This window comes from Hymenobacter artigasi (genome assembly GCF_012275535.1).
Lineage (GTDB): Bacteria > Bacteroidota > Bacteroidia > Cytophagales > Hymenobacteraceae > Hymenobacter > Hymenobacter artigasi.
In genome coordinates, this window is record NZ_JAAVTK010000009.1 from 1 (window position 1) to 26,412 (window position 26,412).

A 26,412-nucleotide genomic window follows, 5' to 3' on the forward strand; every position below is an offset into this window, starting at 1 on the left:
GGGGGATGTCGCGGGGCGCGCCGTACGCTTTAATTAACGGGGGTTTTTGTTTTCCCCGCCGCCACGGGGCTCGGGGGTGGGCCACCCAAATTTTTGGGCGGCCCCCACGCCGGAGCCCGTTGCTCTTTCCGAGGCAACTTTTAACAAATCATTTTTTATAAATATTAAATAATGTATATTTATTAATTAATTTTAGCTACCGATACCGACTTACTTAGGCTGCTGCAGAAACCGCATTTATTCCGTCAAGCGCCATGGCTTTCTTTGCACCTGTTGGGCGGCGAAGCCCCTTTCTCACAGCCCCTGGCTGGCTGAAGTACGTGCTGGGCGTGGTGCTGCTGCTGCTACTCGGGGCGGGTGGGGCACCGGCACCGCCCAAAAAAGGGCTGCGCACCAAAAATGTCATCATCGTAGTCATCGACGGCCCGCGCTACTCCGAAACGTGGGGCAATACCCCAGGCAACATTCCCAATATGTCGACCCTCCTCAAGTCGCGGGGCGTGTTTTTTTCCACTTTTTATAACAACGGGTACACCTACACCAACTCCGGGCACGCCGCCCTGACCACGGGCATCAACCAGCCCATTGATAACTACGACAAGGAGTTTCCGCAGCAGCCCTCCATCTTTCAGCTGTGGCGCAAGGCCACCGGCAAGCCCGCCACTGCCGCCTGGCTCATTACCAGCAAAGACAAACTCTACATTCTGGCCAATACCCTCAACCCCGAATGGAAGGACCAGTACCCGCCTTCCGTCGACTGCGGCATCAGCGGCCCGGGCACCGGCTACCGGGCCGATTCCCTGACGCTGATAGCCGTCAAGCGCATCTTGACGCAGTACCAGCCCAACCTGGTGCTCATCAATTTTATGGAACCCGACGGCTTTGCCCACGCCGGCAACTGGCCCAATTACATCCGGGGTATTGCGCGCGATGACCGGTATGTGATGCAGCTTTATGAGTTCCTGCAGAAGAGCAAAGCTTACCGCAACAACACGGCGCTGTTCGTGACCAACGACCACGGCCGCCACCTCGACAGTGTGCCCCCGGGGTGGACCGAGCACGGCGATGGCTGCGAGGGCTGCCGCCACATTAGCCTACTGGCCCTGGGGCCTGATTTCAGAAAAGGCCGGACGGTGAAGGACACCTGCACCCTGGTCGACGTGCCGTCCACCGTGGCCTACATGCTGGGCATTCCCTTCGCCCAGGGCCAGGGCAAGTCGATTGAAGCGTTGTTTAAACACTGATACCCATGTGAATTTCGCCTGATTTTCCAGGTTGAGCCGTCATTGCCCCGGGTTGCGTGCTTCGCCGGGCCGGTTGTCCTTTAAAGGGCCGCATTGTGCCGGCCCGCTGCTGTGATGATTTCGCTGTTGGTTCTGGTATGTTACGGCCTGCTGCTTTGCCAGCCGGCATTGGCTCCGGCGGGCTGGCCTGCGCAGGGAAAGGTATACGCCGCCGATAACCCCTTCTTTGCCAGCGAAGAAATCGTTGAGCTCACCCTCTCGCTGCCGCTGGACCAGGTGATGAGGGACCGGGGCGCCCGCCCCGGCCTGCACCCGGCCCTGCTCTCCTATCGCGCGGGCAATGGCAGCATGCAAACGCTGGCCGTGCAGGTACAGGTGCGCGGCAACCGGCGCAAAGACCCCACCGTGTGCGGCTTCCCGCCGCTGCTGGTGAAATTTCCGCCGCCCAACGGGCAAAGTACCCTTTTCGGGCCGGTAGCCGAGTTGAAACTGACTACCCACTGCCTGTCCGACAACTATACCCTGCGGGAATACCTGGTGTATAAGCTCTACAATGTACTGACGGACCTGAGCTACCGGGTCCGGCTGTGCCGCATCACCTATCGGGATAACAACGGCCGGGCCAGTACGTCGGTGCACTACGGCTTCTTTCTGGAAAATACCGAAGCCCTGGCGCGGCGCAACCAGACCACGGTAATACCGAAACCCTTGTTCATCACGATGGACAACCTGGACCGACCGGCCACGGCCACCATGGTCATGTTCCAATTCATGATTGGCAACACGGATTGGTCGGTGCCCTACCGGCACAACATCCGGCTGCTGACCCGCAGCCGGAATACCCCGCCAATACCGGTGGCCTTCGATTTCGACTACAGCGGGCTGGTGATGGCCCCGTATGCCGTGCCGCCCGAACAATTGGGCATCACGTCGGTGCGGCAGCGCCTGTTTCGCGGCTTTGGCTTTCCGCCGGAAACGCATGCCGCCATTCGGGACCTTTTCAATACCCGGCGCGCCGCGCTCTACAACGTGTATCTGGCCTGTCCTTACCTCGGCCGGGATGAGCAGGACTTTGCCACTCACTTTTTAGATGGGTTTTATAAAACCCTCAACGACCCCAAAGATTTTGAGCGTCGCATTGTGCGGGTGGGGCGGCAAAATGAGAAGAAGTACACCCAGGTGCGGGGCTTTGACTGACTGCTGCGGAGCGTAAGGGTACTCGGTTAGTGTAATGGGTTTAACGGATTATACAGATTCGGACGGCCTCAGCCCCTGACGCGAATTGCCCGGAAGCTCTGCCAATTTGGCGGAGCTTTTTTTGGAGCGATTTTGGATTAATGTTGGTACATTGATTTAATACTCCTCCGTTTCATCATGGCAACCGAAGCTAACAGCGCTGCTCCCGCAGCCAGCGCCCCTTACGAAGCCCCGGCGCAGACGCGCATCGGGCATGTTCACCTGCAGGTGACAGACATTGACAAGGCGCTGGGGTTTTACCGCGACATTCTGGGCTTCCAGGTGATGCAGCGCTTTGGCAATCAGGCGGCGTTTATCTCGGCCGGGGGCTACCACCACCACATTGGGCTCAATACCTGGAACAGCCTGGGCGGGCCGCCCGCCCGCAAGCACGGCGCGGGGCTGTACCACGCCGCCATTATCTACGCCACGCGGGCCGAGCTGGCGGGCGCGTTCCGGCAGCTGGTGGCGGCCAGTTACCCCATTACGGGCTCGGCCGACCACGGCGTGTCGGAAGCCATTTACCTGGACGACCCCGACGGCAACGGCGTGGAGCTGTACTGGGACCGGCCGCGCGCGCAGTGGCCCCTGGCCCCCGATGGCGAGGTGCAGATGTATACCCGCGCCCTGGACCTGAACGGCCTGCTGGCGGAAGTGTAGGCTGAACCAAATCTTGACGCGCCGGGTAGTAGCCCCGCGCCCTATCTTTGCGGCTCGAAGTCTAACCTCACCTCATCCCTCTTATTCCCACCTTCGCTCATGATTATTGGCGTTCCTAAGGAGATTAAAAATAATGAAAACCGCGTGGGCCTTACGCCCGCCGGCGTAGCCGAGCTGCGCAAGCACGGCCACACCCTGCTGGTGCAGCACACCGCTGGCGAAGGCTCGGGCTTCTCGGACGAGGAGTACCAGACGGCCGGCGCGACCATTCTGGCCACCATTGCCGAGGTGTACGGACAGGCCGAGATGATTATTAAGGTAAAGGAGCCGATTGCGGAGGAATACCCCCTCATCAAGGAGAACCAGCTGCTGTTCACGTACTTCCACTTCGCCAGCGGCGAGGAGCTGACCCACGCCATGATTGAGCGCAAGGCCATTTGCCTGGCTTATGAGACGGTGGAGCTCAGCAACCGTGCCTTGCCCCTGCTCATTCCGATGAGCGAAGTGGCAGGCCGCATGGCCCCGCAGGAAGGCGCCAAGTACCTCGAGAAGCCCCTGAAAGGCCGGGGCATTCTGCTGGGCGGCGTACCCGGCGTGAAGCCCGCCAATGTGCTCATTCTGGGCGGCGGCGTGGTAGGCACCCAGGCCGCGAAAGTGGCCGCCGGCCTCGGCGCGCAGGTAACCATCATGGATGTGAGCCTGAACCGTCTGCGCGAGCTCGACGACTTCATGCCCAAAAACGTGGTGACGCAGTACTCCAACGAGTACAACATCCGCGAAGCCATCAAAACGTCGGACCTGATTGTGGGCGCGGTGCTGATTCCCGGCGCGAAGGCCCCGCACCTCATCACCCGCGACATGCTGAAGACCATGCGCCCCGGCACCGTGGTGGTAGACGTGGCCGTGGACCAGGGCGGCTGCATTGAAACCTGCCACCCCACCACCCACGAGAACCCCACCTTCATCATCGACGACGTGGTGCATTACTGCGTGGCCAACATGCCCGGCGCGGTGCCCTACACCAGCACCCTGGCCCTGACCAATGCCACCCTGCCCTACGCCGTGAAACTGGCCAACCAGGGCTGGCAGGAAGCCTGCCGCCGCGACGAGGCCCTGCGCCTCGGCCTGAACGTAGTGCACGGCGAGGTAGTCTACAAAGGCGTAGCCGATGCCTGGGGCCTGCCCCTGGTGAACGTGGAAACCGTGCTGGAACTGGCGGCGGTGTAATTAAAAATTAAGAATTAAGAATTAAAAATGCCTTCCCGCTTCATTGCCGGGGAGGCATTTTTAATTCTTAATTCCCAATTTTTAATTCTTAATTCTTAATTTTTAATTGCCCTTGCTTCCTTCTCCCGCCATTCGCCTGCTGCTGCGCCGCTTTGCGCTGCTGCTGGCCGTTTATACGCTGCTCCGCCTGGGTTTTTACGTCCTCAATCTGGTCACGTTCCGGGGCATTGGGGCGGGAGCGGTGGCGCGGGCGTTCGTGCACGGGCTGCGGTTCGACGTGGCCGCGCTGCTGTGGCTGAACCTGCTGCTGGTGCTGCTGTCGCTGCTGGTGCCGGTGCAATCGCGGCGCGGGCAGCAGTGGCTGCGCGGGCTGTTTGTAGTGCTGAATGTGCCAGGCATCCTGCTCAACATCATTGACTGGGAATATTTTAAGTTCATTGGCCGGCGGCTGAGCAACGAGTGGAGCACCATTGGCCACGACATTGCCCAGCAGGCCGGGCAGATTGGCCTGCACTACTGGTACCTGGCCATTCCGCTCGCGGGGCTGGTGTATTTGCTGTGGCGGCTGTGCCCCATGCCCACGCGGGCCGAACTGGCGGCCCCGGCCGGCCGTGGGCGCTGGGTGCAGCGCGGCGTGGAGTTTCTGCTGGTGGTGGGCCTGGTGGTGCTGGGCCTGCGCGGCGGCTGGCAGCTGAAGCCCCTGCGCACCGGCATTGCTTTCGAGCAGCAGCCCGCCGTGCTCGGCCACCTGGCCCTCAACAGTACGTTTACGGTGCTGAAGTCATTTGATGAAGTTCAGATTGACCGGGTGAGCTATTTCCCCACCACCACGGTGCTGCGGCCGGCCCTGAATGCCGCCCCGCTACCCGCCCGCACCGCCGCCCCCACCCCGCCCGACAACGTGGTGCTGCTGCTGCTGGAAAGCTTCGGCTCGGAATACACCGGCGTGGAAAATGGGGGCCAGGGCAGCTTCACGCCCTTTTTCGATTCGTTGGCGGTGGCTCCCGGGGCGCGGCTGATGCGGGAGAACTACGCCAACGGCCGCCGCTCCATCGAGGCGCTGCCGGCTGTGCTCTCGGGCCTGCCTTCGCTCATGGATGAGCCGTTTATCACCTCCAGCTTTCAGACGGCGGAGCTGCACGGGCTGGGCGAAATTCTGGGCCGCCACGGCTATAACACGGCCATGTACCACGCCGGCTCCAACGGCACCATGGGCTTCGATATGTTTGCCGGCATTGCCGGCATGCAGCACTACTACGGCCTGAACGAATACCCCGGCGGGGCCGGCAGTCCCGACTACGACGGCCACTGGGGCATTTTTGATGAGCCCTACCTGCAGTATCTCAACCGCCGGCTCACAGCCACCAAACAGCCGTTTATGGCCACGGTGTTCACGCTCAGCGCGCACGAGCCGTTCTCGCTGCCCGCCAGGTACAAGGGCAAGTTTCCGGTGGGCACGCAGCCCATTCACCCCACCATTGCCTACGCGGATATGGCGTTGCGGCGCTTTTTTGCGGCAGCCCGCCGCGAGCCGTGGTATGCGCACACGCTGTTCGTGCTCACGGCCGACCACACCTCGCAGTCGGACCGCGCCGGCTACCAGAACCCGTTGGGCGTGCACAAAACGCCGCTGCTGTTCTTCCGCCCCGGCCAGCCACTGCCGGCGGCCAACCCGCACCGCATCACGCAGCAGGTGGATGTGCCCGCCTCGGTGCTCGACGTGCTGGGCCTGGCGCAGGAGCAGCCGGCGCTGCTGCCCTTCGGTGCGTCGGTGTTCGACACGGCCAGCCCGGGCCGCGCCATATTCCGCGACGGCGACTCGTACTTCCTCGTGCATTCCGACTTCGTGACCGAGCTCACCAACAAGAACGAAGTGCGCCTCTACCCCTACCAGACCCATTTTATTCCCAATGAACCCGTTGCCAACCCTGACCCGGTCCTGGTGAAGAAATACGGCGATGAGTTGCGGGCCAACGTGCAGTTCTACGTGAACGGGCTGCTGGATAACCGGCTTTATAAATAGTAGCTGAGCGGATTACAACGACGAGCGCAAATGCTTGCTCGGAGGATTTCATACCACCTATTTGCGCTTTATCAGAACCCGGAATTGCTTTTCCTCGTTAAAGCCACCTCAATTGGCCGTGCTCTAGCCAGCGCGGGCCATTTGTTTCACTCATTCCTTTAGTCCTATGAAAAAGCAACCCCTCATTCTCGCCTTGTTCCTCACCGTGTGCGGTTTCTCGGCCAATGCCCAGAGCAGCACCAGCACCACCACCACGCGCCAGACCACGGTGACGCCCGCCCCGGCCACGTATCCGACCGCTACGCCGGCCCCGGCTACTTCAACCACCACAGAGTCGACCACGACCACGACTGACCCGGCCTCTACCACCGTAATCCAGGCCGCCCCGGCCGAAACCGTTATTCCTGCCGACACTAAGGTGAAGGAGAAGCGCAACAAAACGAAAATCAAACCCAAAAACTAAGGCTTTCAGCCCTCGTTTTTAGCTTGAAAAGCCCGTCCGCAAGCAGTTGCGGCCGGGCTTTTTGCAATAAGGCGATTCAGAAAGCCGGGCCTCTGGTGTGGAGACGCATCTTTGCGTCTTGTCGTTGAACAACAAAGGCATGTTTCGTTCAACGACAAGACGCAAAGATGCGTCTCTACACCGGCAGCGCGACTTGTTAAACAGCTTTCGATGTAGTTGCCGGCATTGCGCCGGTAATTACCGTGTCAGACACTACCCCTATCGGCGCAGCAATTTGAGGTGCGCCTGGGTGTGCCCGCTGGTTAGGTGCAGCATGTAAACGCCGCTGGCCTGCATTTGCCGGGAAAAATCGAGCCGCAGGGCCGTGGCCCCGTTGGCGGCCTGAAGGGTGCCGCTGCTCACTTTTGCCCCGAGCGCCGATACCAGCGTGTAGGAAACCTCGCCCTGCAACGCCTCCGGCAACAGCAGGCTTACCTGCCCGTCGGAGGGGTTTGGATACGCCTTCACCAGCGCCGTAAACTCCGTTCCGACCGCTGCTTTGCGGGCAGCGGCGGCCGGACTGGCAGCCGCAGAAGCCAGGGTGGTGCGGGCCGCGCCATCGGTCACGCTGAAGGCGATGGTGCGCGGCGTGCCCGCGATGCCGCCGGGCGTGTAGGATGTCGCGGTCAGGGTATAGCCACCGGCCGTGGGAGTCCAGGCGAAATAGTTGCCTGCACCATCGTCGCCGAACAGTGCGTATGGAGGCACCATTTCGGTCTGGCTCCAGGTCTGGGCGCCGCTGAGGGCAAATTCGACCCGGCCCACCGTAGCCGGGTTGGTGTTGGCCCGGATGTTCAGGTTGCGCGTGGGCAGGGTGGCTAGGTCGAGCACGGCCCCATTTGTGAGCGCCATAAACTCGAAGCCGGTATTGGCATTAACCAGGGTATAGGTGATAGTGCCTGGCGTAACGGGCTCATTAATTACGGTGAAGGTGATTTCCAGCGGCGTGCCCGCGCAGCCGGTATCGGAGTACGGCTGGGCCGATAAGGAAACGTAGCGTCCCAGGGCCAGGGTGTGGCCGAAGTAGTCGCCGGCACCATCGTCGCCGAACAGCGTGTACGGGGCCACCCGCTCGGTTTGGCCATGGCTGGTGGGGCCGTTCAGGCTGAATACGACCCTGTCGATACTGCCCGGGCCAGTGTTGGCCCGCACGTTGATGTTCTGGGTGGGCAGCGTGGCCAGGTTGAGCGTCATCCCGTTGGCGAGGGGCCCGATGTCGGTATCGGTATCGGCATTGACCAGGGTGAAGCTGGTAATGACTTGTGCCGCCTGATTGATAACTATCGTCAGCGGGGCGGAGGTGCAGCCGTTCGCCGCCGTCAGGGTGAGGCGGTAGGTGCCCGGCGGCAGGAACGAGAACAGAAAAGAGTTGCCCCCGGACGGTCTGGGCGCATTCGGCGTGAGCTGGGCCGTAGCGCCCGCCGGCGGATTCAGCACCTGAATATAGCCGGTAGTGGTGGTGCAGGTAGGCTGCGTCACCACCACATTGGCCAGCGTGAGCACCGGTGCAGGGGCCGGATTGATGACGATGGTGCGCGGGGCCGAGGTGCAGCCGTTCACCGTTAGGGTGAGGCGGTAGGTACCGGGCACCAGGGATACGAACAGGTAGGGATTGCCCCCGGCGGGCCGGGGCGCGTTCGGCGTGAGCTGGGCAACGCTGTTAAACGGGGCATTCAGTATCCTAATCGTGCCGGTCGGATTGTCACAGGTCGGTTGCGTCACCGTGACATTGGCGCTCGAAAGAACCGGCGGCGAGGGGCAAGCGGTGGCACTGCTGCCTCCTAAAGGCAACCCATAACCAAAACTGACCTGTGGAAAAAATAATACGGCGACCAGCACCGCCCAAAACAGACGTTGCCAACCAGCTGTGTGTTTCAGCCAGTGTCCGTAATCTATCGGCTCATACTTACGCAGCAATGATGGGGCGGCACCCCGCGACTTTTCGGGCACTTTGGCACACGGAGTACATGGTTCATGCTTTTTCATAACAGGCAGCAAAAAATGGTGGATAGGATAGAAAGGCCGGCATCCGTTGCGCCACCGAGGAGGCGCAGCACAGCCCAGGCGTCGGCCGGGCACGGCACGCCTTTCTAAAATGCGGAATCATTGGGTGCGCCCCTGCTTGGGCGCAATGCGCGGCGCGGCCCGCAACGCGGTTGACGGGTACAAACGCGTGGGGAGCTGCACTTACAGCACAGCAGCTGGAAGGTGCCCGGCTATCATTCGGTAGCCGGGAGTGGCGCTTCGATGCTCAAGGCGGTGCGCGCGCCGCTTCAACGCCTGGTTATTCAGCGTACGCGCTGGCGGGTGCTACTCGGCGGTATTCCAAGGGAATGCAGGAAATACCCAACCGCTTTCGGGGCCGGCAAAACCGGCCGCATCAGGGAATGAAAAGCTTGGCCATCCATCCTTGATTATGTAATCTATGGGCTAAAAAACGTAGTTAAGGTGGCATAGAAAGTATGTTTTGAAGTGAAATAAAAATCCTTCTACCGCGCAGCTTCCCCTCCTTCAGGCTGTTTCAGATGCATTGAAGTGATGCTTCGGCAGTAAGCCAAACATAATATATTATATTTTATATATTAATGACATTACTCACACGCCCGCATTAACAAAACGCCATGGACTACCCCGCCTGACCTACCCCGAAGCACTCATTGACTCGCCGGACAAATGGCTCCAGGCACAGGACGAACCTTACCGCCCCACCGCATCCGCAAACGCTGGTATATCCTCCAGCCGCTCATTGGTTCGCGTCGCGAAATCGACCCGCCAGCAGTAGTGCACCAAGCCGTTGGTGAGCAGCAGCAGCGGCGCACCAATGGTTTGGTTATAGGTGGTGGCCTGCCGGGCCACGGCCGCGTCGATGGCCACGGAGGGGGCTTTGCACTCCACCAGCAGCAGCGGCTGGCCGGTGGGGTCGAGGGCCAGGAGGTCGGTGCGCTTTTGGCGCTGGTTGTAGCGCAGGCCGCGCTCCAGGGCCAGCAGGCCGCGCGGGTAGCCCAGGTGGGTTATCAGATAATGAACAACGTGCTGCCGCACCCACTCTTCGGGGGTGAGCACGACGTGTTTGCGCCGCAGCCCATCCCAGATGAGCGGCTGATTTGTGGCCGATTGCGTAAGTTTGGCCTCGAAAGGCGGCAGGTCCAGGGCTTGCATCACCTCCAAAAATAGTGCTTGGTGCTTTGTGCCTGGTGCTTGGTGTCCTTCGCCTCGTGCCAATGGGTTTCAAAAGCCGGGATTCTCACCAGCCAAGCACCGGCGGACGGAGGTCTGCTGTACAAAACAGCCAAGCACTAAGCACCAATAACCAAGCACTTACTTATGAAGACCAAAGAAGAGATTGTAAATAACTGGCTGCCACGCTACACGGGTGTTGCGCTGGACGAATTTGGGCAGTACATCCTGCTGACCAACTTCAGCAACTACGTGTACATGTTTGCTGAGCAGTTTGACACCGAAGTGCGCGGCAAAGACAAGCCCATGCAGTCGGCCACGGCCAACGGCATCACCATCATCAACTTCGGCATGGGCTCGCCGATGGCGGCCACGGTCATGGATTTGCTGTCGGCCATCAAGCCCAAGGCAGCCCTGTTTCTGGGCAAGTGCGGTGGCCTGAAAAAGACCAAGCTCGGCGATTTGGTGCTGCCCATCGCGGCCATTCGCGGCGAAGGAACTTCCGACGACTACCTGCCCAAGGAAATTCCGGCCCTGCCCTCGTTCCGCCTGCAGCGCGCCGTGTCGTCGATGATTAAGAAGCACGAGATGGACTACTACACCGGCACGGTGTACACCACCAACCGCCGCGTGTGGGAGCACGATACCGAGTTTAAGGACTACCTGCGCCGCGTGCGCGCCCTGGCCGTGGACATGGAAACGGCCACCATTTTCGTCTGCGGCTTCATGAACGACATCCCGCACGGCGCGCTGCTGCTGGTGAGCGACAACCCGATGACGCCCGAGGGCGTGAAAACCTCGGAGTCGGACTCGAAAGTAACCACCGATTTCGTGAAGCGCCACCTGCAAATCGGCATCGAGTCGCTACAGGAGCTGCAGTTCTCGGGCGAGTCGGTGAAGCACATGCGCTTCGACTAAGGACCGCAGATTTTAACGGATTTGACGGATTTCGCAGATTCAAACTGACCCTTTCGTATGTGGAGCTTTACTGATTTTCGGATGCGGGGCGGGGTAGTTTTTATGCTGGCGCTCGGCCTCATGGGCTGCGACCGGACGAAGCACGAGGCCACAGAAACATTGCGCAAACCCAGTGAAACGGCCAGCCCATCGGCCACGGCGGTGGCCGATGGGCTGGCCACCGGTGCCCAGCGCGAAACGGCCCAAACCAGCCTCAGTCCGGCCTTGCGGGCGCGGGGCCTGCGGCTGGGCAAGTCGTTTGTGGCGGGCGACGATAGTGTGCGCGCCGGCCGGCCGCAGCTGTCGCTCTACGTCATTTTCGAGCGGGCTTTCCGTGATACCGTGCGGGTGCGCCTGCTGGATAACAATGGCGTGGAATACGGCCGTAGCCGCGTGCTCCTGCAGGGCAAGACCCATGAGGCCCAGCCATTTCCGGTTCGCTTCAATCCGCACCTGCATTTTGAGCTGGGCACGCAGGTGGTGGTGGAATAAGCCCGAAAGTCCACAACGAAAAGAACGTCATGTTGAGCGCTGCCGAAGTCGCTCGCGTGTAATAGTAATTCAATCGCCCAAACGAATTGACTACTATTGCACGCGAGATGCTTCGACAAGCTGAGCATGACGTTTTCTTTTCATCCCACTTCACTCATTAATGTCTCGTTCCAACCATTCTTCGTTCCACCATTTCTTCGCCCCCCTGCTGCTGCTCGCGCTGCTCAGCGGCTGCCAGTCGCCCCGCGAATCTGTTGATTTGCTCGTCACCAACGCCACGGTTTACACCGTCGATTCTACCTTCTCGAAAGCCGAGGCCTTTGCGGTGAAGGATGGCAAATTCGTGGCCGTGGGTTCGGCGGCCGAGCTCAAGGCCAAGTACCAGGCGGCGCAGGAAGTGGACGCGGGCGGCAAGTTCATCTACCCCGGCTTTTACGACGCGCACTGCCACTTCTACCGCTACGCACTGGCACTGCCCAGCGCCGATTTAGTGGGCACCAACTCGTGGAAAGAGGTGATTGAGAAGCTGCAGGAGAACCGGAAGAAATACCCGCAGGCCGCCTGGCTCACGGGGCGCGGCTGGGACCAGAACGACTGGCCCACCAAGCAGTTCCCCACCAAAGACACGCTTGACCGGCTGTTTCCCGACGTGCCCGTGCTCCTCACCCGCGTAGACGGCCACGCCGCCCTCGTGAACCAGAAGGCGCTGGATTTGGCCGGCGTCACGGCCCGCACGCCCATCAGCGGCGGCACCATTACGCGCGACGCGCAGGGCCGCCTCACCGGTCTGCTCGTGGACAACGCCACCCGCCTGGTGAGCAGCAAAATTCCCGACCCGGCTCCGGCCGAATCCGCCCAGCTCCTGCTGCAGGCCCAGCAAAACTGCCTGGCCGTGGGCCTCACCAGCCTCGCCGATGCCGGCCTCGACAAAGCCGACATCGACCAGATGGCCGCCCTGCAGCAGCAGAAAAAGCTGAAGCTGCGCCTCTACGCCATGCTGGCCCCCACCCCAGAAAACCGGGCGTACTACCTTAAAAACGGGCCGGTCTTCACCGACCAGCTCACCATCAACTCCTTCAAGGTGTATGCCGATGGGGCGCTGGGCTCGCGCGGGGCCTGCCTGGTGAAGCCGTATGCCGACAAACCCAAGGAAACGGGCTTTTTGCTGTCCACTGAAAAGCAGTTCCGCGACCTGGCCAAGGAGCTGGCCGCCTCGAAATTCCAGATGAATACCCACGCCATCGGCGACTCGGCCAACCGCATCATCCTCAACATCTACGGCGAGGCGCTGAAGGGGCAAAAGGACCGCCGCTGGCGCATCGAGCACGCCCAGGTCATCACCCCGGCCGACATGCCCAAGTTCGGGCAGTTCGGCATCGTGCCTTCGGTGCAGCCCACCCACGCCACGTCGGATATGTACTGGGCCGGCGAGCGCCTCGGGGCCGAGCGCCTGAAAACGGCCTACGCCTACGCCGAATTACTGAAGCAGTACGGCCAGCTGGCCCTGGGCTCCGACTTCCCGGTGGAGGACATCAACCCGCTGTTCGGCTTTCACTCGGCCGTGGCCCGGCAGGATGCCAAGAACTTCCCCAAAGGCGGCTTCCAGATGGAAAACGCCATTTCGCGCGAGCAGGCCCTGCGCGGCATGACCACCTGGGCCGCTCACGCCGGCTTCGAGGAGAAGCGCAAAGGGCAAATCAAACCCGGCATGCTGGCCGATTTCGTGGTGCTGGGCACGGACCTGCTGACCGCGCCCAATGAGCAGCTGCGCGGGGCCGCCGTGCTGCAAACCTGGATTGGCGGGCAACTGGTTTTTGACCGAAAATAGCCATTGCAATAACCTAGAAAGGCCTGCTGAACAATGTTCAGCAGGCCTTTCTGGCTTAAAAGTGGTTTGAGTTAACTCTTCTGATTTTAAACGGTGTAGAGACGCATCTTTGCGTCTTGTCGTTGGGCGATTTCCTTCAACGACAAGACGCAAAGATGCGTCTCTACACCGTTCCAGCGGTTAAACAGCTTCATAGGAGTTGGCCACGCCTACCGCTGCGGGGCCTCGTCGGCCGAGCCGCCGTAGATGGCGGGCACTGGGATGTCGAGCAGACGCAGGTACACGCTCATCTGGCCACGGTGGTGGATGAGGTGGTTGAGGACCAGCACGCGAGCCACCGTGGTGCGGGGCATGGCCATGAGGGTTTGCTCGCCGCGGCGCATGGTCCACATGGCGTTGAAGGTGGCATCGTCCACATCGGCCAGGGCTTTGTGGATGTTCTCGGCGTTCACGTCGAATCGCCGGAGCACTTCGTCGGTGGTGGTGGGCGACTCGGGCATTTTCATGGTGGCCATGTCCGTGGCATCGGCGCTGAGGGACATTTGCAGGAAGCCAATGAGGTTGGCCATGTGCGAGGCCAGCGTCCCGAGCTTCATGCTCTTGGCGTGCGGCTGCCAGCCAAACTGCTCGGTGGGCACCCGCTCCAGCAGGCGGCGGGTGATGGCCAGCTCGCGCTTCAGCTCTTGGCTGAGAAGGGCTTGCATGGAAGGATTGGCGGTGGTGGTGGTATCGCTCATAAAGAAAGATGAGAAGATGGAAGGGAAACGGATGAGGGCACGGCCCTCACGCAAAGCAGGACGCGGCAGCTACGGAAATACTTTACCGGGACATGGGCGCGCCCATTTCGGCCCCGGCTGAGGCGGGCGGCGGCGGTGGCAGCGAAATGGGCCCCAGGGAATCTTCGCGCAGCTTCTTGCCGCGCAGGGTCAGCAGGAAGCCCAGGCCGAAAATGAAGAACACAATCAGCGAAAGAATGCTGTTGCGCATCGAGCCCGTGATTTGCGCAATCAGGCCGAAGGAAAGTGTGCCGATAACGATGCCGAGCTTCTCCACCACATCGAAAAAGCTGAAATAGGCGGCCGAATTCGGGGTGTTTTCAGGCATAATCTTGGAATAGGTGCTGCGCGACAGACTTTGCACGGCCCCCATGGTGAGGCCAATGACGGAGGCCAGCAAATAGAAGCTCCAGCCGGCCTGCACGAAATAGCCGGCCACACAAATCAGCATCCAGATGAACACCGCGATGCTCAACGCCCGCGTGTTGCCGATGCGGTCCGATATTTTAGCAAACATCCAGGCCCCGAGAATGCCCACAATCTGAAGCAGCAAAATGGTGACGATGAGCGAGGTGCTATCGAGCTTCAGCACCTTATCGCCGAAGATGGTGGCCACGTACATCACCGTTTGCACGCCCATGTTGTAGGTGAAGTAGGCCAGCAGGAAGCGCTTGAGGTTGGGCTGCCGCTTGAGTTCGTCCCACACCTTGCCCAGCTCGCGGAAGCCGTTGAGCAGCCAGCCGTCCTGGCTGACGGGCGCATCGGCGGGGCGGCCGGCATCGGCCGGCAGGGTGAAGAACGGGATTTGGGCAAAGCCCACCCACCAGATGCCCGTGAGCAGGAAGCTAAGCCGCGTGGCCTTGCCGGTGCTCATGCCAAACAAGGCCACGCCCTCGGGGCCGCCCGCAATGTGCGGGCCCATGATGATGCCCAGGCAGATAACCAGCAGCAGCACCGAGCCGATGTAGCCCATGGAGAAGCCCCGCGCCGAGAGCGAGTCAAACTTTGCCTCGGAGCTTATTTCGGGCAGGTAGGAATTATAGAACACGATGCTACCGCTGAAGCCCACCGTGGCCGCAATAAAAATGAAGGTGCTCAGCGTGAGGTTGTCCTCGGTGAAGAAGTACAGCGCGGCACAGCTGAATGCCCCGATGTAGCAAAAGACCTGCAGGAAAAGCTTTTTGCGCCCCGAGTAGTCGGCCAGCGACGTGAGAAACGGGCTGACCAGGGCAATGAGCAGGAAGGCGAACGAGATGGCGTAGGTGAGCAGCGACGAGCCCGGCACCTTGAACCCCAGGAAATCGACCACGTCGGTGGGGTTGATGGCCTTGGTGATGCTGCCCCAGTAAATCGGGAAAATCGAGCTGGTAATCACCAGCGGGTACACCGAGTTGGCCCAGTCGTAGAACGTCCAGCCGGTGGTGATGCGCTTGTTGTCTTTTTCGACCGCGCCAGCGGCGGCAGCGGGAAGCGTCGGAGTTGGGGTCATAAGTGAGCGCCGGGAAGATGAGGGATTGCGCCGGGGAAGGTAACGGGTTTTTAGGGTTCGGGTTGGGCCGGGCGGCAATGCCGGCGGCCGGCGGGGCTTCGCCAGCCACCGGCAGGCCGGACTTACCCCTGTCCGGAAGGGGCATTTTGGTGAGCGATGATAGATATTTACTTTTTACTATATTTACATAGCCCGGGCAACTCCGCTCCTGCTCAACTCCTCTGGCTATGGCAAACCTCCCTTGTATCTCCTTTAGCGGCTGGTGTCGCTCGGCGGCCCTGCTGGCCTTTGGCCTGCCGCTGCTGCTGGCTTGCAGCAAAGACAGCGACAGCCCTGCCGCCCAGCCCTCCACCACCTACGGCCCCACCGTGCAGGTGGGCAGCGGCTCGGCCCGCAGCTTTATCTCGGCCGATGCCAGTGGCAAGCCCACGGAAATCGGCATGGCGCTCACCGAAACTGCCCTGACCGGCCTGCCCGCCACGCCGGCCACGGGCACGATGTACGACATGGCCCTACCCGGCAACAGCAACGCCGCCACGCAAATGCCGTTCGACCACCTCTCCTTCGGCTGGAACCCCAACGGCCACGACCCCATCCCCATCTACGGGGTGCCGCACTTCGACGCGCACTTCTACATGCAGCCCATGGCCGCGCAGCATACCATCACCCTCGACGACCCCAAGGGCGATATTTTCCCGGCCACCAACAAGCTGCCCGCTGGCTACAGCACGCCGCCCAACGTGGTGCCCGGCCGCACCGTGCCCATGATGGGCCGCCACTGGATAGACCCCACCAGCCCCGAATACACGCCGGGCACGGCCTTCACTCACACCTTCGTCTACGGCACCTACGATGGCCACGTCACCTTCATCGAGCCCATGCTCACCAAGGCCATGCTGGTACCCAGCGTGAACGTGGTGAAGGCCATTCCGCAGCCCACGGTGTATGAGGTAACGGGCAAGTACTTCCCCACGAATTACACTATCCGCTACGATGCCGGCACCAAGGAATACATCATTTCGCTGAAGGATATGATGATGCGCTGAGGTAGGGCACTCGGACTTTAATGATGCAGCAGGTGCGGAAAATTGGCGCGGACCATGCCGGCGTATTCGGCGTTATCGAAGGCCGCCTGCCGCCACTTTTGCTTGGCATCTTCAGCAATGGCTTTTCCCTGCGCAATGGTAATGTTAAGCTCGGCTAAAAACTCCTGCTCGCGCGGCTCAAGCGGTGAATCAAATTTAAAGGCTCCGACGAGGCGGGCATAAAATAGTCCTTTCAAATGGTCAGCACGGCTTTTCAACAGTTCCGGTCGGTCGAGGCCATATCCTCTGATGCTCGCCTGCCCTCGGTCGTCGAGTTGTCCAATGGCATCCTGCACAAAATTCAGGTGTTGCTCGGGGTTGTCGAAAACCGGGTGTAGCAGTAACGGCTGTTCCCACGCAATATCGTCGTGATGCGTTTTGGCCCGCGCCGCATCGTTGGCAAGCGGGAAGTAGTTGCCCTTAAACTCTTGGTTGCAGCGCTGGCAGGAAAAAAGCAAATTGCTCCACTCGTACGCCAGCCAGTAGTAACCCGGCTTGTGCAAAGGGCCCTCCCATAGTTGCTGATACCCCGCTTTTGGCCGGAAGTGCTCTACATCACCATAGCTAGTGGCTATAAATAACGACTCGCAGTAGCAGCATTTGTCGTGCTGGTCGGCCCGGAGCCGGTCCTTTACACTGGTGCTGTTGTATATACCATCCCGCGAATGCAAAATCGTGTTTTCCGATTTTTCGCAGGCGTCGGGGTCCCGTTCGTGTAGGGTTTCGAGTTGCTGCCGATGTTTTGCCCCGCGAGTGAGCAACGGCGCGGGAGCCGACGGACTTTTGGTTACCTGAATCATCGCTGGTTATTCGAGCAGGTCGCCGGGCTTCAGGTTCTGCGCCAACCGGGCCAGCAGGCTTTCTACTTTACGCTCAGCCGGCGTATCGCCGATTGGCTGGGCGGCAACCTGCGCATTCAACTCAGCCAATTGGGTCTTGTCCTTGGTGGTGAGGCGTTTTTTGAGCAATAGCTTATTGCGAAGCGCCAACTCGTCCTCGGTTTGCACCGACAGCGTAGATGTATCCTCAAACAGCTCACTGTTCAGAATCTGGTCGACGCGCCAGCCCCGCACGTCTTCCGGGTTTTGATGTACGATGGTCTGGTCGTCCTCTCGCTTTAGCAACACCACATTCGCCCCCATATCGCCGGCCGCCTGTACTACCAGCGGGCTGTGCGCCGTGGCAATGAACTGGGTATTGACGAAGATGTCGCTCAGAAACTTGAGCAACTTACGCTGCCAACTGGGATGCAGGTGCAGGTCAATTTCATCGATTAGCACGATGGCCGGCTCTTCCAGCGGGTTTGGGCTGTCGGGGTAGCGGATGAAGAGCTTGCTGGCGAAATCGGTGAGCCAGACCACCAGCGTTTGGTAGCCCAGACTCATGTCGCGCAGGCGCACCCAGCCGTAGGGGGTTTCTAGTTCTAGGTACTGTTGGTGGCTTTTGCTGGAAATGCGGATATCAGTGACATCTGGTAAAACTTTTAACAATACTTGACGCACTTGTTCCAATGATTTTGCTGCTTGCTTATCCTGTTTAAGCGAGCTGTATTCCATTTGTAAGAACCACTCTTCAGGATTAAGTAAATCAGCACGGTCATTAAAGAGACTGATACAAGTATCAACACCCTCTGGTGCTTCACTAAGAGTAGAATTTCCAATTGTACGGCCTGCACCATAGCCATAGCAAATAAGACTCAACTCTTGTTCTTCAAACAAAGACACAACTGCTCCACCTAGATAGGTGCCATCATTATCTGTGTTATAAGTCACAAAATTGTCTCTGATTGTAATTTTTCCTTTTGATGGGTACTCATCAAGACCAGCATTAAATCTGGTAGAAACTCTTATGTAAGCCAGTGCAGAATTAACTCTACTAAGTAGCAAGTTTGCGTAGGAAAGCTTAAAGAAAATTGGCGAATAGGATTTGGTTTTTTCTTCATACGATGCTGGAAGTGGGCTAGGTCTCATCCCCGCCAATGCTTTCAACACCGTCGTCTTCCCCACCCCATTATCCCCGAGAATAATCGTCCACTGCGCGGGTCTGCCATCGGGCCGGGCGAAGGAAATGGTCTGCTTCTCCCCGAAGCTGCGCACGTTTTCCAGGCTAAGGGACAAGAAGTAGGCGGGGGGCGGCGAAGTGGTTTGGTCAGTCATGACGAGAAGTAGCGGGCGAAGCACGAAGATGCCAAAAGTAGCAGGCCCGCCGGGTTTGAGCGGACGGGGCCTAGAATGAGCAGTGCCGCAACAGCCGGGCCTCATTGCTCAGCGCGTTTGAAGTCGGCTTACTAATTGAACGGAAGTAGTGCCGGACCAGACGGCGAAACCAGGCAGCCACTTAGCTTACGGATGGTTTTTGAAGGGGGACAGAATACAATCACTGCCTCAGTTGATTATCAAATTACTAAGCAGGACGATAAACCCGGCATTTCGCCGGAACTTCACCCTCGGAAAGTCAGGCCCTGCCCCCAGCAGGGTCTTTTGCTGTCCGCTTATAGTTCTTTTCCCCTCACCTCCACCCCGTTACATGCGTCGTACTCTTACGCGTTGGCTCTGCCTGGGCAGTGCTTTGGTTACCTTTTCTAATGCCCTGGCCGGCACGCCACCCGTAGCCCCCGTGCCCACCGATGCCCACCCGCTGCGCTTCGTGCCCAACCAGCGGCAGTGGCAAAGCCCCATCCTATTTGCGGCCGATATTCCGGCCGGGCGGCTCTTTCTGGAGCGCGACCGCCTGCTGGTGGCCCGCTACGATGCCCCGGCCATAGACCGCCGGCACCACGCCGCGCCCAGCGCCGCCCCCCAGCGCATTGCCAACCACGCCTACGCCGTGCGCTTCGTGGACGCCAACGCCCAGGCCGAAGTGCGCGGCGAGCAGCCCACCGGCGAGCACCTCAACTACTTCCTCGGCAACGACGAAGCCCGCTGGGCCACCAACGTGCCCGCCTTCACCGACGTGCGCTACCAGCAGCTCTACCCCGGCACCGACCTGCGCTTTTACTCGCGCGGGGCCGTGATGGAGTACGATTTCGAGCTGGCCGCCGGGGCCGATGCCGGCCGCATAAAGCTGCGCTACGAGGGCCAGGAGTCGCTGAGCGTGGTAGAGGGCGCCCTGCACATCGGCACCAGCGTGGGCCGCGTCACGGAGCAGCAGCCCTATGCGTATCAGGTAGTTGAGGGCCGGCGCGTGGCCGTGGCCTGCCGCTACGTGCTGGGGCCGCAGCACACGGTGAGCTTCGGCCTGCCGAAGGGCTACGACCATAGCCGCCCGCTCGTCATCGACCCCGTGCTGGTGTACTCCACATACTCCGGGGCCACGGCCGCCCTGAACTGGGGCTATACGGCCTGCCCCGATTCGCTGGGCAACCTCTACGCGGCCAGCATCAACTTCACGGCCGGCTACCCCACCACCCTGGGGGCCTACGATACGAACTTCAACAACGGCAACACCGACATCGTCATCAGCAAATACAACCCCAGCGCCACCACCGGGGCCAGCAGCCTGGTGTATGCCACCTACCTAGGCGGCAACCAGGAGGACTACCCCCACAGCCTGGTGGTGAACCGCGCCAACGAGCTGGTGCTGCTGGGCTCCACCAACTCAACCAACTTCCCCACGCCCGGTGGCTACCGCACCAGCCTGGCCGGGGGCACCGATTTGGTGCTGGCCAAGCTCTCGGCCAACGGCAGCAGCCTGCTGGGCGCTACCTACGTGGGCGGCTCGGCAAATGATGGCCGGATGCTGACGACCTCCAATCTCTACGCCAACTTCGGCGATGACTTCCGGGGCGATGTGATTACCGACCGCCAGAACAATGTGTATTTCACATCGGTCACGCGCTCAACCAACTTCCCCACCAGCGGGGGCCGCACCTACCAGGGCGGGCACGATGCCGTGGTGATGAAGCTCAGCCCTGGCCTGAGCACCATGCTGTGGAGCACCTACCTGGGTGGGACCGGCGACGATGCCGGCTACAGCATTCAGCTCGATAGCGTGAACAACGTATTCGTGGCCGGCGGCACCACCAGCACCAACTTCCCCAGCGCGGCCGGGGGCCTGAATGCCAGCTACCGGGGCGGTCCGGCGGACGGCTTCGTGAGCCGTCTTCAGCAAAACCTGACCTCGGCGGGCGTGGCCATTCAGCAAACTACCTACCTGGGCACCAGCAGCTACGACCAGGCCTTTTTCGTGCAGCTCGACCGCAAGAGCGCGGTGTACGTGCTGGGCCAGACCAATGGGGCCTACCCCGTAACCACGGGCACCTACCGCAACGCCGGCAGCCGGCAGTTTATCCACAAGCTTGGCGCGGACCTGCGCACCACGGGCTACTCCACGGTGGTTGGCAACGGGGCCGGCACCGCTACCACGGCCAACCCCTACCCCACCAACCTGGCCCCCACGGCCTTTCTGGTCGATAACTGCGGGCAGCTGCTGCTGTCGGGCTACGGCGCGAGCAGCATCGCGGGTATGCCCACCACGCCCGATGCCCTGCAACCCACCGCCTCCAACAGCACCTCCGGCGCGGCGGCCGATGCCAACCTCAACACCTACGGCTACCTCTACGTGATGCAGCTTTCGGCCAATGCCCGGCGGCTGGTGTACGGCACGTATTTCGGCACCGGCACCACCCACGTCGATGGCGGCACTTCGCGGTTCGATAAGAAGGGCATCATCTACCAGGCCATGTGCGTGCGCTTTCAGCAAACCGGCAGCAACATTGCCCCGGCCATCATCACCACGCCCAACGCCTACGCCCGCACCCAGACCCGCACCAGCGCCCAAACCACCAGCGCGGCCTTCAAGATGGACATTGCCCGCCTCGATGCCAGCTTCGTGCCGGCCGCCAACGGCGTGGCCAACACCCGCGTGGGCTGCGCGCCGCTCACGGTGCTCTTCACCCGCGCCACGCCCTCCAACAACGGCACCACCTGGAGCTTCGGCAACGGCCAGACCTCGACCCAGCCCAACAACGTGCGCGTGACCTACACCGCCCCCGGCCGCTACCCCATCACGCTCACCGCCTACGACTCCACCAGCTGCCAGGCCGCCGTGGTGGGCCGCGATACCGTGACGGTGCTCGGCCCACTTCCTGCCGCCCTCGGCCCCGACCAAACCATTTGCCCCGGCTCATCGGCCACGCTCACGGTAGCGGGTGGGTCGGCATCCCAGGCTTACTACCTCTGGCGTCCTGCTACCGGTCTAAATACCACCAACGGCACACAAGTAATAGCCTCGCCCGCTGTTACGACACAGTACATCGTAACGGTAGTCCCGTTTGGAGGCATATGTGAAAGCCGCGATACCATCGTTGTAAACGTGCGCAGCGCACTCACCGTGGCCATTCCGCCCGTGGCGGCGCTCTGCCCCGGCACCACGGGCACCCTCACCACCGCCGATGCCGGCGCGGGCGCAACCTACGTGTGGAGCCCCGCCACCGGCCTGAGCACTACCACCGGCCGCACCGTAACGGCTACCCCCACCGCCACCACCACCTACACCGTGCGCGTGACCAACGCCACCGGCTGCACCGGCACCGCCACCGTTACCGTAACGGTGCTGGACCGCCTGACGGTCAGCCTCGGTCCCGATGTGTCTTTTTGCGGCGCAACCGGCGTGGCTCAGCTGCGGGTGAGTGCGCCCGACGCGGCCACCACCTACACCTGGACGCCCGCCACCGGCCTCAACACCACCACTGGTCCGGCCGTGACGGCCCGCCCCACCGCCACCACCCAGTACATTGTGACGGCCACCCGCCCCGGCGGCTGCCCGGCCCGCGACACCATCGTGGTGAACGTGGAAAGTACCCTGCAGCTACCCATCCACTTCGCGCCCGCCCTGCCCAAAGCTGGCGAGCTGATTACATTCAGCGACACGCTGGCCGGCGTGCGGCCGGACCTGGTGCGCCGCTGGGAATTTGGCGACGGCACCATCGTGACTGGCCGCAACCCCACGCATACCTACGCGGCACCGGGCACTTATACCGTGCTGTTGTCGGCCGCTTCGGCCGGCGGCAGCTGCGCCCTCATCACCCGGTCGACCATCGTGGTAATCCCCGCCCGCGACTTTGCTTTCCCCAACGTCATCACCCCCAACGGCGACAACCAGAACGACGATTTCCGCCCCTACGTGAGCGCCGAGCCCGTAACGCTGCAAATCTTCACCCGCTGGGGCCGCAAGGTATTCGAGCAGGCCAACTACACCCAGGGCTGGGGCAGCGCCCCCGACGTGGCCGCCGGCATTTACTACTACCAGCTGCGCACCGCCGCCGGCCAAACCTGGAAAGGCTGGCTCGAAGTAGTGAAATAGCTTCGCATCAAGGCAAACAAAAAGCCCGTTTCCATATTGGAAACGGGCTTTTTGTTTGCTTATGTTGAGGGGATGGGATTCGAACCCACGATGAGCTTGAGACCCATACACACTTTCCAGGCGTGCTCCTTCGACCACTCGGACACCCCTCAAGGTTGCGGTTCGTGGCGCAAAGATAGGGCGGAATCGAATTATGAATTATAAATTATGAGTTATGAGTCGCCAATTTGCCAATTTATAATTCATAATTTATAATTTATAATTCATTATCAGATGGTTATCTCGCCGCGCAGGTCGGTGGCCAACAGCTCGCGGGTGCGAGCCTCGCTCACGCCCAGGCCCAGCACAAACATGACTTTGGTCACGGCCGCCTCGGTGGTAATGTCGTCGCCGCCCACGATGCCCATTTCCGCGAAGCGGGCGCTGGTTTCGTACTTGCCCTGCACCACGCGGCCTTCTTCACACTGGCTCACGTTGAGGAGCCACACGCCGCGTTGGCGGGCGTCGGCCAGGCAGGCCAGAAACCACGGCGCGGTGGGCGCATTGCCCGAGCCATAGGTTTCGAGCACGCAGCCGCGCAGGCCCGGCACGCCCAGAATGGCCGTAACCACCGCCTCCGTGATGCCCGGAAAAAGGCGTAGCACGGCCACACTGGTTTCGAACTGGCCGTGCACCTTGAGGCGGGCGCCGGGCAGCAGGCGGATGCTTCTGTCGTCGAATTCCAGGCTGATGCCGGCACGGGCCAGGGGCGGGTAATTCTCGCTTTTGAAAGCAGCAAACTGCTGGCTTTCAACCTTCTTGGCCCGCGTACCGCGAATGAGCACATCGTTGAAGAACACGCACACCTCGGGCACGCGCACGGTGTGGGTGCGGGGGTATCGGGCGGCCGCTATTTCCAGGGCCGTAATGAGATTGCGCTGGGCGTCGGAGCGGTTGGCCCCCACCGGCACCTGCGCCCCGGTGAATACCACCGGCTTGCCCAGATGCTCCAGAATATAGCTCAGCGCCGCCGCCGAATAAGCCATAGTATCGGTGCCGTGCAGGATTACAAACCCGTCGAAATCAGCATAATGCCGGCCGATGAGCTGGGCCAGAAAGAGCCAGTCGGCGGGCGTCACGTTGCTGCTGTCGATGGGTTCGGGCAGGCTCAGCAGTTCCAGCCGGAAGGGCAGACGCGTGAGCTCGGGCATCTTGCGGTCGAGCCGGCCAAACTGCATGGGCACCAGGTCGCCGGCGCGGCTCAGGGCCATGCCCACCGTGCCGCCGGTGTAGATGATGAGCAGGCGCGGGGCCGTGGTATCGGCCGCGTCGGCGCGGGTGGGCAGGGGCAGCAGCGGCAGGTTGAGGTCGGGCATGGGGTGGGTGGGATGGACGGGAAAACTCCCCTCCTTACCAACCGCAGGTCAGCGAAGCTAAGGAGGGGACGCTGGTGCGAAGCGCCAGCTGGGGTGGTTGTAGGCGTTGCACAAAGTTGGGACGAAATGGGCCGACACGGGCATCAACACAAAGTTTCGCGGTGAACTTGTTCGGGCGGCCGTTCAACGCCCACAACCACCCCAGTTTGCGCTGAAGCGCAAACATCCCCTCCTTAGCTTCGCTGACCTGCGGTTGGTAAGGAGGGGAGTTTTCCCCGTTCACCCACCTTTTTGCTCCAACAAACAGCCCTGCTTCCCTGTCCGCCGTATTGCCTGCGGCACTATTACCCATTTTCATGAATTCACCCGACTCCTCCCCTGCCAAGCCGGTTTCCGATGTTATCGTCATCGGCGCGGGCATTATGAGCGCCACGCTCGGCGTGCTGCTCAAGGCCCTCGACCCCAGCCTCACCATCAGCGGCTACGAGCGCCTCGACGCCGTGGCCGCCGAAAGCTCCGACGCCTGGAACAACGCCGGCACCGGCCATTCGGCCTTCTGCGAGCTGAACTACACCCCCGAGCGGCCCGATGGCTCAATTGACATTTCCAAAGCCGACAAAATTGCCGAGCAGTTTGAGCTCAGCAAGCAGTTCTGGGCCTCGCTGGTGCAGGAAGGCCAGCTGCCCGACCCCTCGGCCTTCATCCACACCATCCCGCACATGAGCTTTGTGTGGGGCGATGCGAATGTGGAATACCTGCGCAAGCGCCACGCCGCACTGCTGCACTCGCCGTTGTTTAAGGGCATGGAATTCAGCACCGACCCGGCCAGAATCACCGAGTGGATTCCGCTGGTGATGGACGGCCGCGACCCCACCCAACCCGTGGCGGCCACGCGCATGGCCGTGGGCACCGATGTCAATTTCGGCGCGCTCGCCCGGGCGCTGTCCGACCACCTCAAAAGCCTGCCCGGCGTGGATTTGCACCTGGGCCACGAAGTGGAGGATTTCCGGCACAAGTCCGACGGCATCTGGCGGCTCAAGGTGCGGAACCTGGCCACCGGCCAGAGCCACATTGCGCGGGCGCGGTTCGTGTTCATCGGAGCGGGCGGGGGCTCGCTGCCACTGCTCGAAAAGTCGGGTATTCCGGAGGCGAATGGTTTCGGCGGCTTTCCCGTGAGCGGGCAGTGGCTGAAGTGCCAGAACCCGGCCGTGATTGCCCGGCACGAAGCCAAAGTGTACGGCAAGCCGGCCGTGGGCTCACCGCCCATGTCGATGCCCCACCTCGACACGCGCCAGATAAACGGCCGCAAAGAGCTGCTGTTCGGCCCGTACGCCGGTTTCAGCACCAAGTTTTTGAAGCAGGGCTCGTACACTGATTTGTTTAAATCCATCGAGCTGGGCAACATCCGGCCGTTGCTGTATGCCGGGGCGCGCAATCTGGGCCTCACCAAGTATCTCATCGGCCAAGTGCTGCAAACGCCCCGGGAGCGCACCGCCGCCCTGCGCGAGTATTACCCCGAAGCCAACCCCGCCGACTGGCAGCTCGAAGTGGCCGGCCAGCGCGTGCAGGTCATCAAAAAAGACAAGAAAGAGGGCGGCGTGCTGGAATTCGGCACCGAGATGGTGACGGCCGCCGACGGCTCCATTGCCGCGCTGCTGGGTGCTTCGCCGGGGGCCAGTACGGCCGTGGCCATCATGCTGGAGCTGGTGCAGAAGTGCTTCCCCGCCCGCGCCGCCTCGCCTGAGTGGCAGGTCCGGTTCCGGCAGCTGGTGCCTTCATTTGGCCAGAAGCTGGCCGATGATGCGGCACTGGCTGCGGCCGTGCGCGAGCATAGCCGCGAGGTGCTGCGGCTGGAGGCGTAGGTTTTGAGGGCTTGAAGAGAAAGTCATGCCGAGCGCAGCCGAGGCATCTCGCGTGGGGTAGTAATTCAATCGACTGGGTTTACTATTGCACGCGAGATGCCTCGGCTGCGCTCGGCATGACTGTTCTCTTTTCATCCAACCCATCCCATCGGAAGCCCCAAAATCCGGCTAGCTTTGCGCAGTCCCTGAACCCTGC

Annotated in this window: 19 protein-coding genes and 1 tRNA gene; 12 read left to right on the forward strand and 8 right to left on the reverse strand. The window is 61.2% G+C overall.

The features are described 5' to 3' along the window. Positions 1-254 precede the first annotated feature (254 nt). The 6 genes from HBN54_RS14705 (at position 255) to HBN54_RS14730 (ending at position 6,853) form a co-directional block, all read left to right on the forward strand. Positions 255-1,244 carry a sulfatase-like hydrolase/transferase gene (locus tag HBN54_RS14705; protein WP_168673982.1) on the forward strand — a complete coding sequence of 330 codons (990 nt, stop codon included), beginning with the start codon at positions 255-257 and terminating at the stop codon, positions 1,242-1,244. A 114-nt stretch (positions 1,245-1,358) separates the two neighbouring features. Further along, complete coding sequence (locus HBN54_RS14710; protein ID WP_168673983.1) at positions 1,359-2,441, forward strand: hypothetical protein; 1,083 nt, start codon at positions 1,359-1,361, stop codon at positions 2,439-2,441. Positions 2,442-2,618: 177 nt separating this feature from the next. Then, entirely contained in the window at positions 2,619-3,140 is a 522-nt protein-coding gene (locus HBN54_RS14715) for a VOC family protein (RefSeq protein ID WP_168673984.1), read from the forward strand. Between the two features lie 99 nt (positions 3,141-3,239). Continuing rightward, positions 3,240-4,367: an alanine dehydrogenase gene (gene ald / locus HBN54_RS14720; protein ID WP_168673985.1), complete on the forward strand. Its 1,128-nt coding sequence runs from the start codon at positions 3,240-3,242 to the stop codon at positions 4,365-4,367. Between the two features lie 112 nt (positions 4,368-4,479). Beyond that, the gene (locus HBN54_RS14725) at positions 4,480-6,390 is read left to right on the forward strand and encodes an LTA synthase family protein (RefSeq protein ID WP_168673986.1); all 1,911 of its coding nucleotides are present in this window, start codon (positions 4,480-4,482) and stop codon (positions 6,388-6,390) included. Positions 6,391-6,556: 166 nt separating this feature from the next. After that, a complete protein-coding gene (locus HBN54_RS14730) occupies positions 6,557-6,853 on the forward strand; it encodes a hypothetical protein (RefSeq protein WP_168673987.1) in 297 nt (98 codons plus the stop codon). Between the two features lie 258 nt (positions 6,854-7,111). Here HBN54_RS14730 and HBN54_RS24025 read toward each other — a convergent pair whose 3' ends face one another. Both HBN54_RS24025 and HBN54_RS14740 read right to left on the reverse strand, forming a co-directional pair. Continuing rightward, on the reverse strand, positions 7,112-8,614 hold the full coding sequence (locus HBN54_RS24025) for a T9SS type A sorting domain-containing protein (protein WP_168673988.1): 1,503 nt from the start codon (positions 8,612-8,614) through the stop codon (positions 7,112-7,114). 975 nt (positions 8,615-9,589) lie between these two features. After that, positions 9,590-10,051 carry a type I restriction enzyme HsdR N-terminal domain-containing protein gene (locus HBN54_RS14740; protein WP_168673989.1) on the reverse strand — a complete coding sequence of 154 codons (462 nt, stop codon included), beginning with the start codon at positions 10,049-10,051 and terminating at the stop codon, positions 9,590-9,592. A gap of 165 nt (positions 10,052-10,216) precedes the next feature. Here HBN54_RS14740 and HBN54_RS14745 point away from each other — a divergent pair, with 165 nt between their 5' ends. The 3 genes from HBN54_RS14745 to HBN54_RS14755 all read left to right on the forward strand — a co-directional run bounded on the left by HBN54_RS14745 (position 10,217) and on the right by HBN54_RS14755 (position 13,346). Next, positions 10,217-10,987 carry an AMP nucleosidase gene (locus tag HBN54_RS14745; protein ID WP_168673990.1) on the forward strand — a complete coding sequence of 257 codons (771 nt, stop codon included), beginning with the start codon at positions 10,217-10,219 and terminating at the stop codon, positions 10,985-10,987. Between the two features lie 57 nt (positions 10,988-11,044). Then, the gene (locus HBN54_RS14750) at positions 11,045-11,518 is read left to right on the forward strand and encodes a hypothetical protein (protein WP_168673991.1); all 474 of its coding nucleotides are present in this window, start codon (positions 11,045-11,047) and stop codon (positions 11,516-11,518) included. 160 nt (positions 11,519-11,678) lie between these two features. Then, positions 11,679-13,346: an amidohydrolase gene (locus HBN54_RS14755; RefSeq protein WP_168673992.1), complete on the forward strand. Its 1,668-nt coding sequence runs from the start codon at positions 11,679-11,681 to the stop codon at positions 13,344-13,346. Between the two features lie 209 nt (positions 13,347-13,555). Here the strand turns inward: HBN54_RS14755 and HBN54_RS14760 are convergent, their stop codons facing one another. Further along, the gene (locus HBN54_RS14760) at positions 13,556-14,083 is read right to left on the reverse strand and encodes a DinB family protein (RefSeq protein WP_168673993.1); all 528 of its coding nucleotides are present in this window, start codon (positions 14,081-14,083) and stop codon (positions 13,556-13,558) included. An 82-nt stretch (positions 14,084-14,165) separates the two neighbouring features. Continuing rightward, positions 14,166-15,611, reverse strand: coding sequence for an MFS transporter (locus tag HBN54_RS14765; protein ID WP_235955544.1), 1,446 nt, complete (start codon positions 15,609-15,611; stop codon positions 14,166-14,168). 227 nt (positions 15,612-15,838) lie between these two features. Between HBN54_RS14765 and HBN54_RS14770 the strand changes: the two genes are divergently transcribed. Next, on the forward strand, positions 15,839-16,657 hold the full coding sequence (locus HBN54_RS14770; protein ID WP_168673994.1) for a DUF5602 domain-containing protein: 819 nt from the start codon (positions 15,839-15,841) through the stop codon (positions 16,655-16,657). Positions 16,658-16,674: 17 nt separating this feature from the next. Here the strand turns inward: HBN54_RS14770 and HBN54_RS14775 are convergent, their stop codons facing one another. Next, positions 16,675-17,496, reverse strand: coding sequence for an HNH endonuclease family protein (locus HBN54_RS14775; RefSeq protein ID WP_168673995.1), 822 nt, complete (start codon positions 17,494-17,496; stop codon positions 16,675-16,677). 6 nt (positions 17,497-17,502) lie between these two features. Beyond that, positions 17,503-18,852, reverse strand: a complete 1,350-nt coding sequence (locus HBN54_RS14780) for an AAA family ATPase (protein WP_168673996.1) — start codon at positions 18,850-18,852, stop codon at positions 17,503-17,505. Positions 18,853-19,222: 370 nt separating this feature from the next. Between HBN54_RS14780 and HBN54_RS14785 the strand changes: the two genes are divergently transcribed. Then, positions 19,223-22,999 (forward strand): DUF7948 domain-containing protein, encoded by a 3,777-nt coding sequence (locus HBN54_RS14785; RefSeq protein WP_168673997.1) that lies wholly within the window; start codon positions 19,223-19,225, stop codon positions 22,997-22,999. A gap of 64 nt (positions 23,000-23,063) precedes the next feature. On the opposite strand, the gene HBN54_RS14790 is transcribed toward HBN54_RS14785, so the two are convergent. Both HBN54_RS14790 and HBN54_RS14795 read right to left on the reverse strand, forming a co-directional pair. Then, positions 23,064-23,151 (reverse strand) — tRNA-Ser (locus HBN54_RS14790). Between the two features lie 117 nt (positions 23,152-23,268). Then, positions 23,269-24,354 (reverse strand): asparaginase, encoded by a 1,086-nt coding sequence (locus HBN54_RS14795; protein ID WP_168673998.1) that lies wholly within the window; start codon positions 24,352-24,354, stop codon positions 23,269-23,271. A gap of 350 nt (positions 24,355-24,704) precedes the next feature. Between HBN54_RS14795 and mqo the strand changes: the two genes are divergently transcribed. Further along, positions 24,705-26,216: a malate dehydrogenase (quinone) gene (gene mqo / locus HBN54_RS14800; protein WP_317170233.1), complete on the forward strand. Its 1,512-nt coding sequence runs from the start codon at positions 24,705-24,707 to the stop codon at positions 26,214-26,216. The last annotated feature ends 196 nt before the right edge of the window (positions 26,217-26,412 follow it).

What these genes read in the sequence shown, in the direction of transcription:
- HBN54_RS14770 (WP_168673994.1), top strand. Translation starts at nt 15,839, where the DNA reads ATGGCAAACCTCCCTTGTATCTCCTTTAGCGGCTGGTGTCGCTCGGCG.
- HBN54_RS14765 (WP_235955544.1), bottom strand. Translation starts at nt 15,611, where the DNA reads ATGACCCCAACTCCGACGCTTCCCGCTGCCGCCGCTGGCGCGGTCGAA.
- HBN54_RS14710 (WP_168673983.1), top strand. Translation starts at nt 1,359, where the DNA reads ATGATTTCGCTGTTGGTTCTGGTATGTTACGGCCTGCTGCTTTGCCAG.
- HBN54_RS14795 (WP_168673998.1), bottom strand. Translation starts at nt 24,354, where the DNA reads ATGCCCGACCTCAACCTGCCGCTGCTGCCCCTGCCCACCCGCGCCGAC.
- HBN54_RS14775 (WP_168673995.1), bottom strand. Translation starts at nt 17,496, where the DNA reads ATGATTCAGGTAACCAAAAGTCCGTCGGCTCCCGCGCCGTTGCTCACT.
- HBN54_RS14740 (WP_168673989.1), bottom strand. Translation starts at nt 10,051, where the DNA reads ATGCAAGCCCTGGACCTGCCGCCTTTCGAGGCCAAACTTACGCAATCG.
- HBN54_RS14785 (WP_168673997.1), top strand. Translation starts at nt 19,223, where the DNA reads ATGCGTCGTACTCTTACGCGTTGGCTCTGCCTGGGCAGTGCTTTGGTT.
- HBN54_RS14730 (WP_168673987.1), top strand. Translation starts at nt 6,557, where the DNA reads ATGAAAAAGCAACCCCTCATTCTCGCCTTGTTCCTCACCGTGTGCGGT.
- ald (WP_168673985.1), top strand. Translation starts at nt 3,240, where the DNA reads ATGATTATTGGCGTTCCTAAGGAGATTAAAAATAATGAAAACCGCGTG.
- HBN54_RS14705 (WP_168673982.1), top strand. Translation starts at nt 255, where the DNA reads ATGGCTTTCTTTGCACCTGTTGGGCGGCGAAGCCCCTTTCTCACAGCC.
- HBN54_RS14750 (WP_168673991.1), top strand. Translation starts at nt 11,045, where the DNA reads ATGTGGAGCTTTACTGATTTTCGGATGCGGGGCGGGGTAGTTTTTATG.
- HBN54_RS14780 (WP_168673996.1), bottom strand. Translation starts at nt 18,852, where the DNA reads ATGACTGACCAAACCACTTCGCCGCCCCCCGCCTACTTCTTGTCCCTT.
- HBN54_RS14755 (WP_168673992.1), top strand. Translation starts at nt 11,679, where the DNA reads ATGTCTCGTTCCAACCATTCTTCGTTCCACCATTTCTTCGCCCCCCTG.
- HBN54_RS14760 (WP_168673993.1), bottom strand. Translation starts at nt 14,083, where the DNA reads ATGAGCGATACCACCACCACCGCCAATCCTTCCATGCAAGCCCTTCTC.
- HBN54_RS14715 (WP_168673984.1), top strand. Translation starts at nt 2,619, where the DNA reads ATGGCAACCGAAGCTAACAGCGCTGCTCCCGCAGCCAGCGCCCCTTAC.
- HBN54_RS14745 (WP_168673990.1), top strand. Translation starts at nt 10,217, where the DNA reads ATGAAGACCAAAGAAGAGATTGTAAATAACTGGCTGCCACGCTACACG.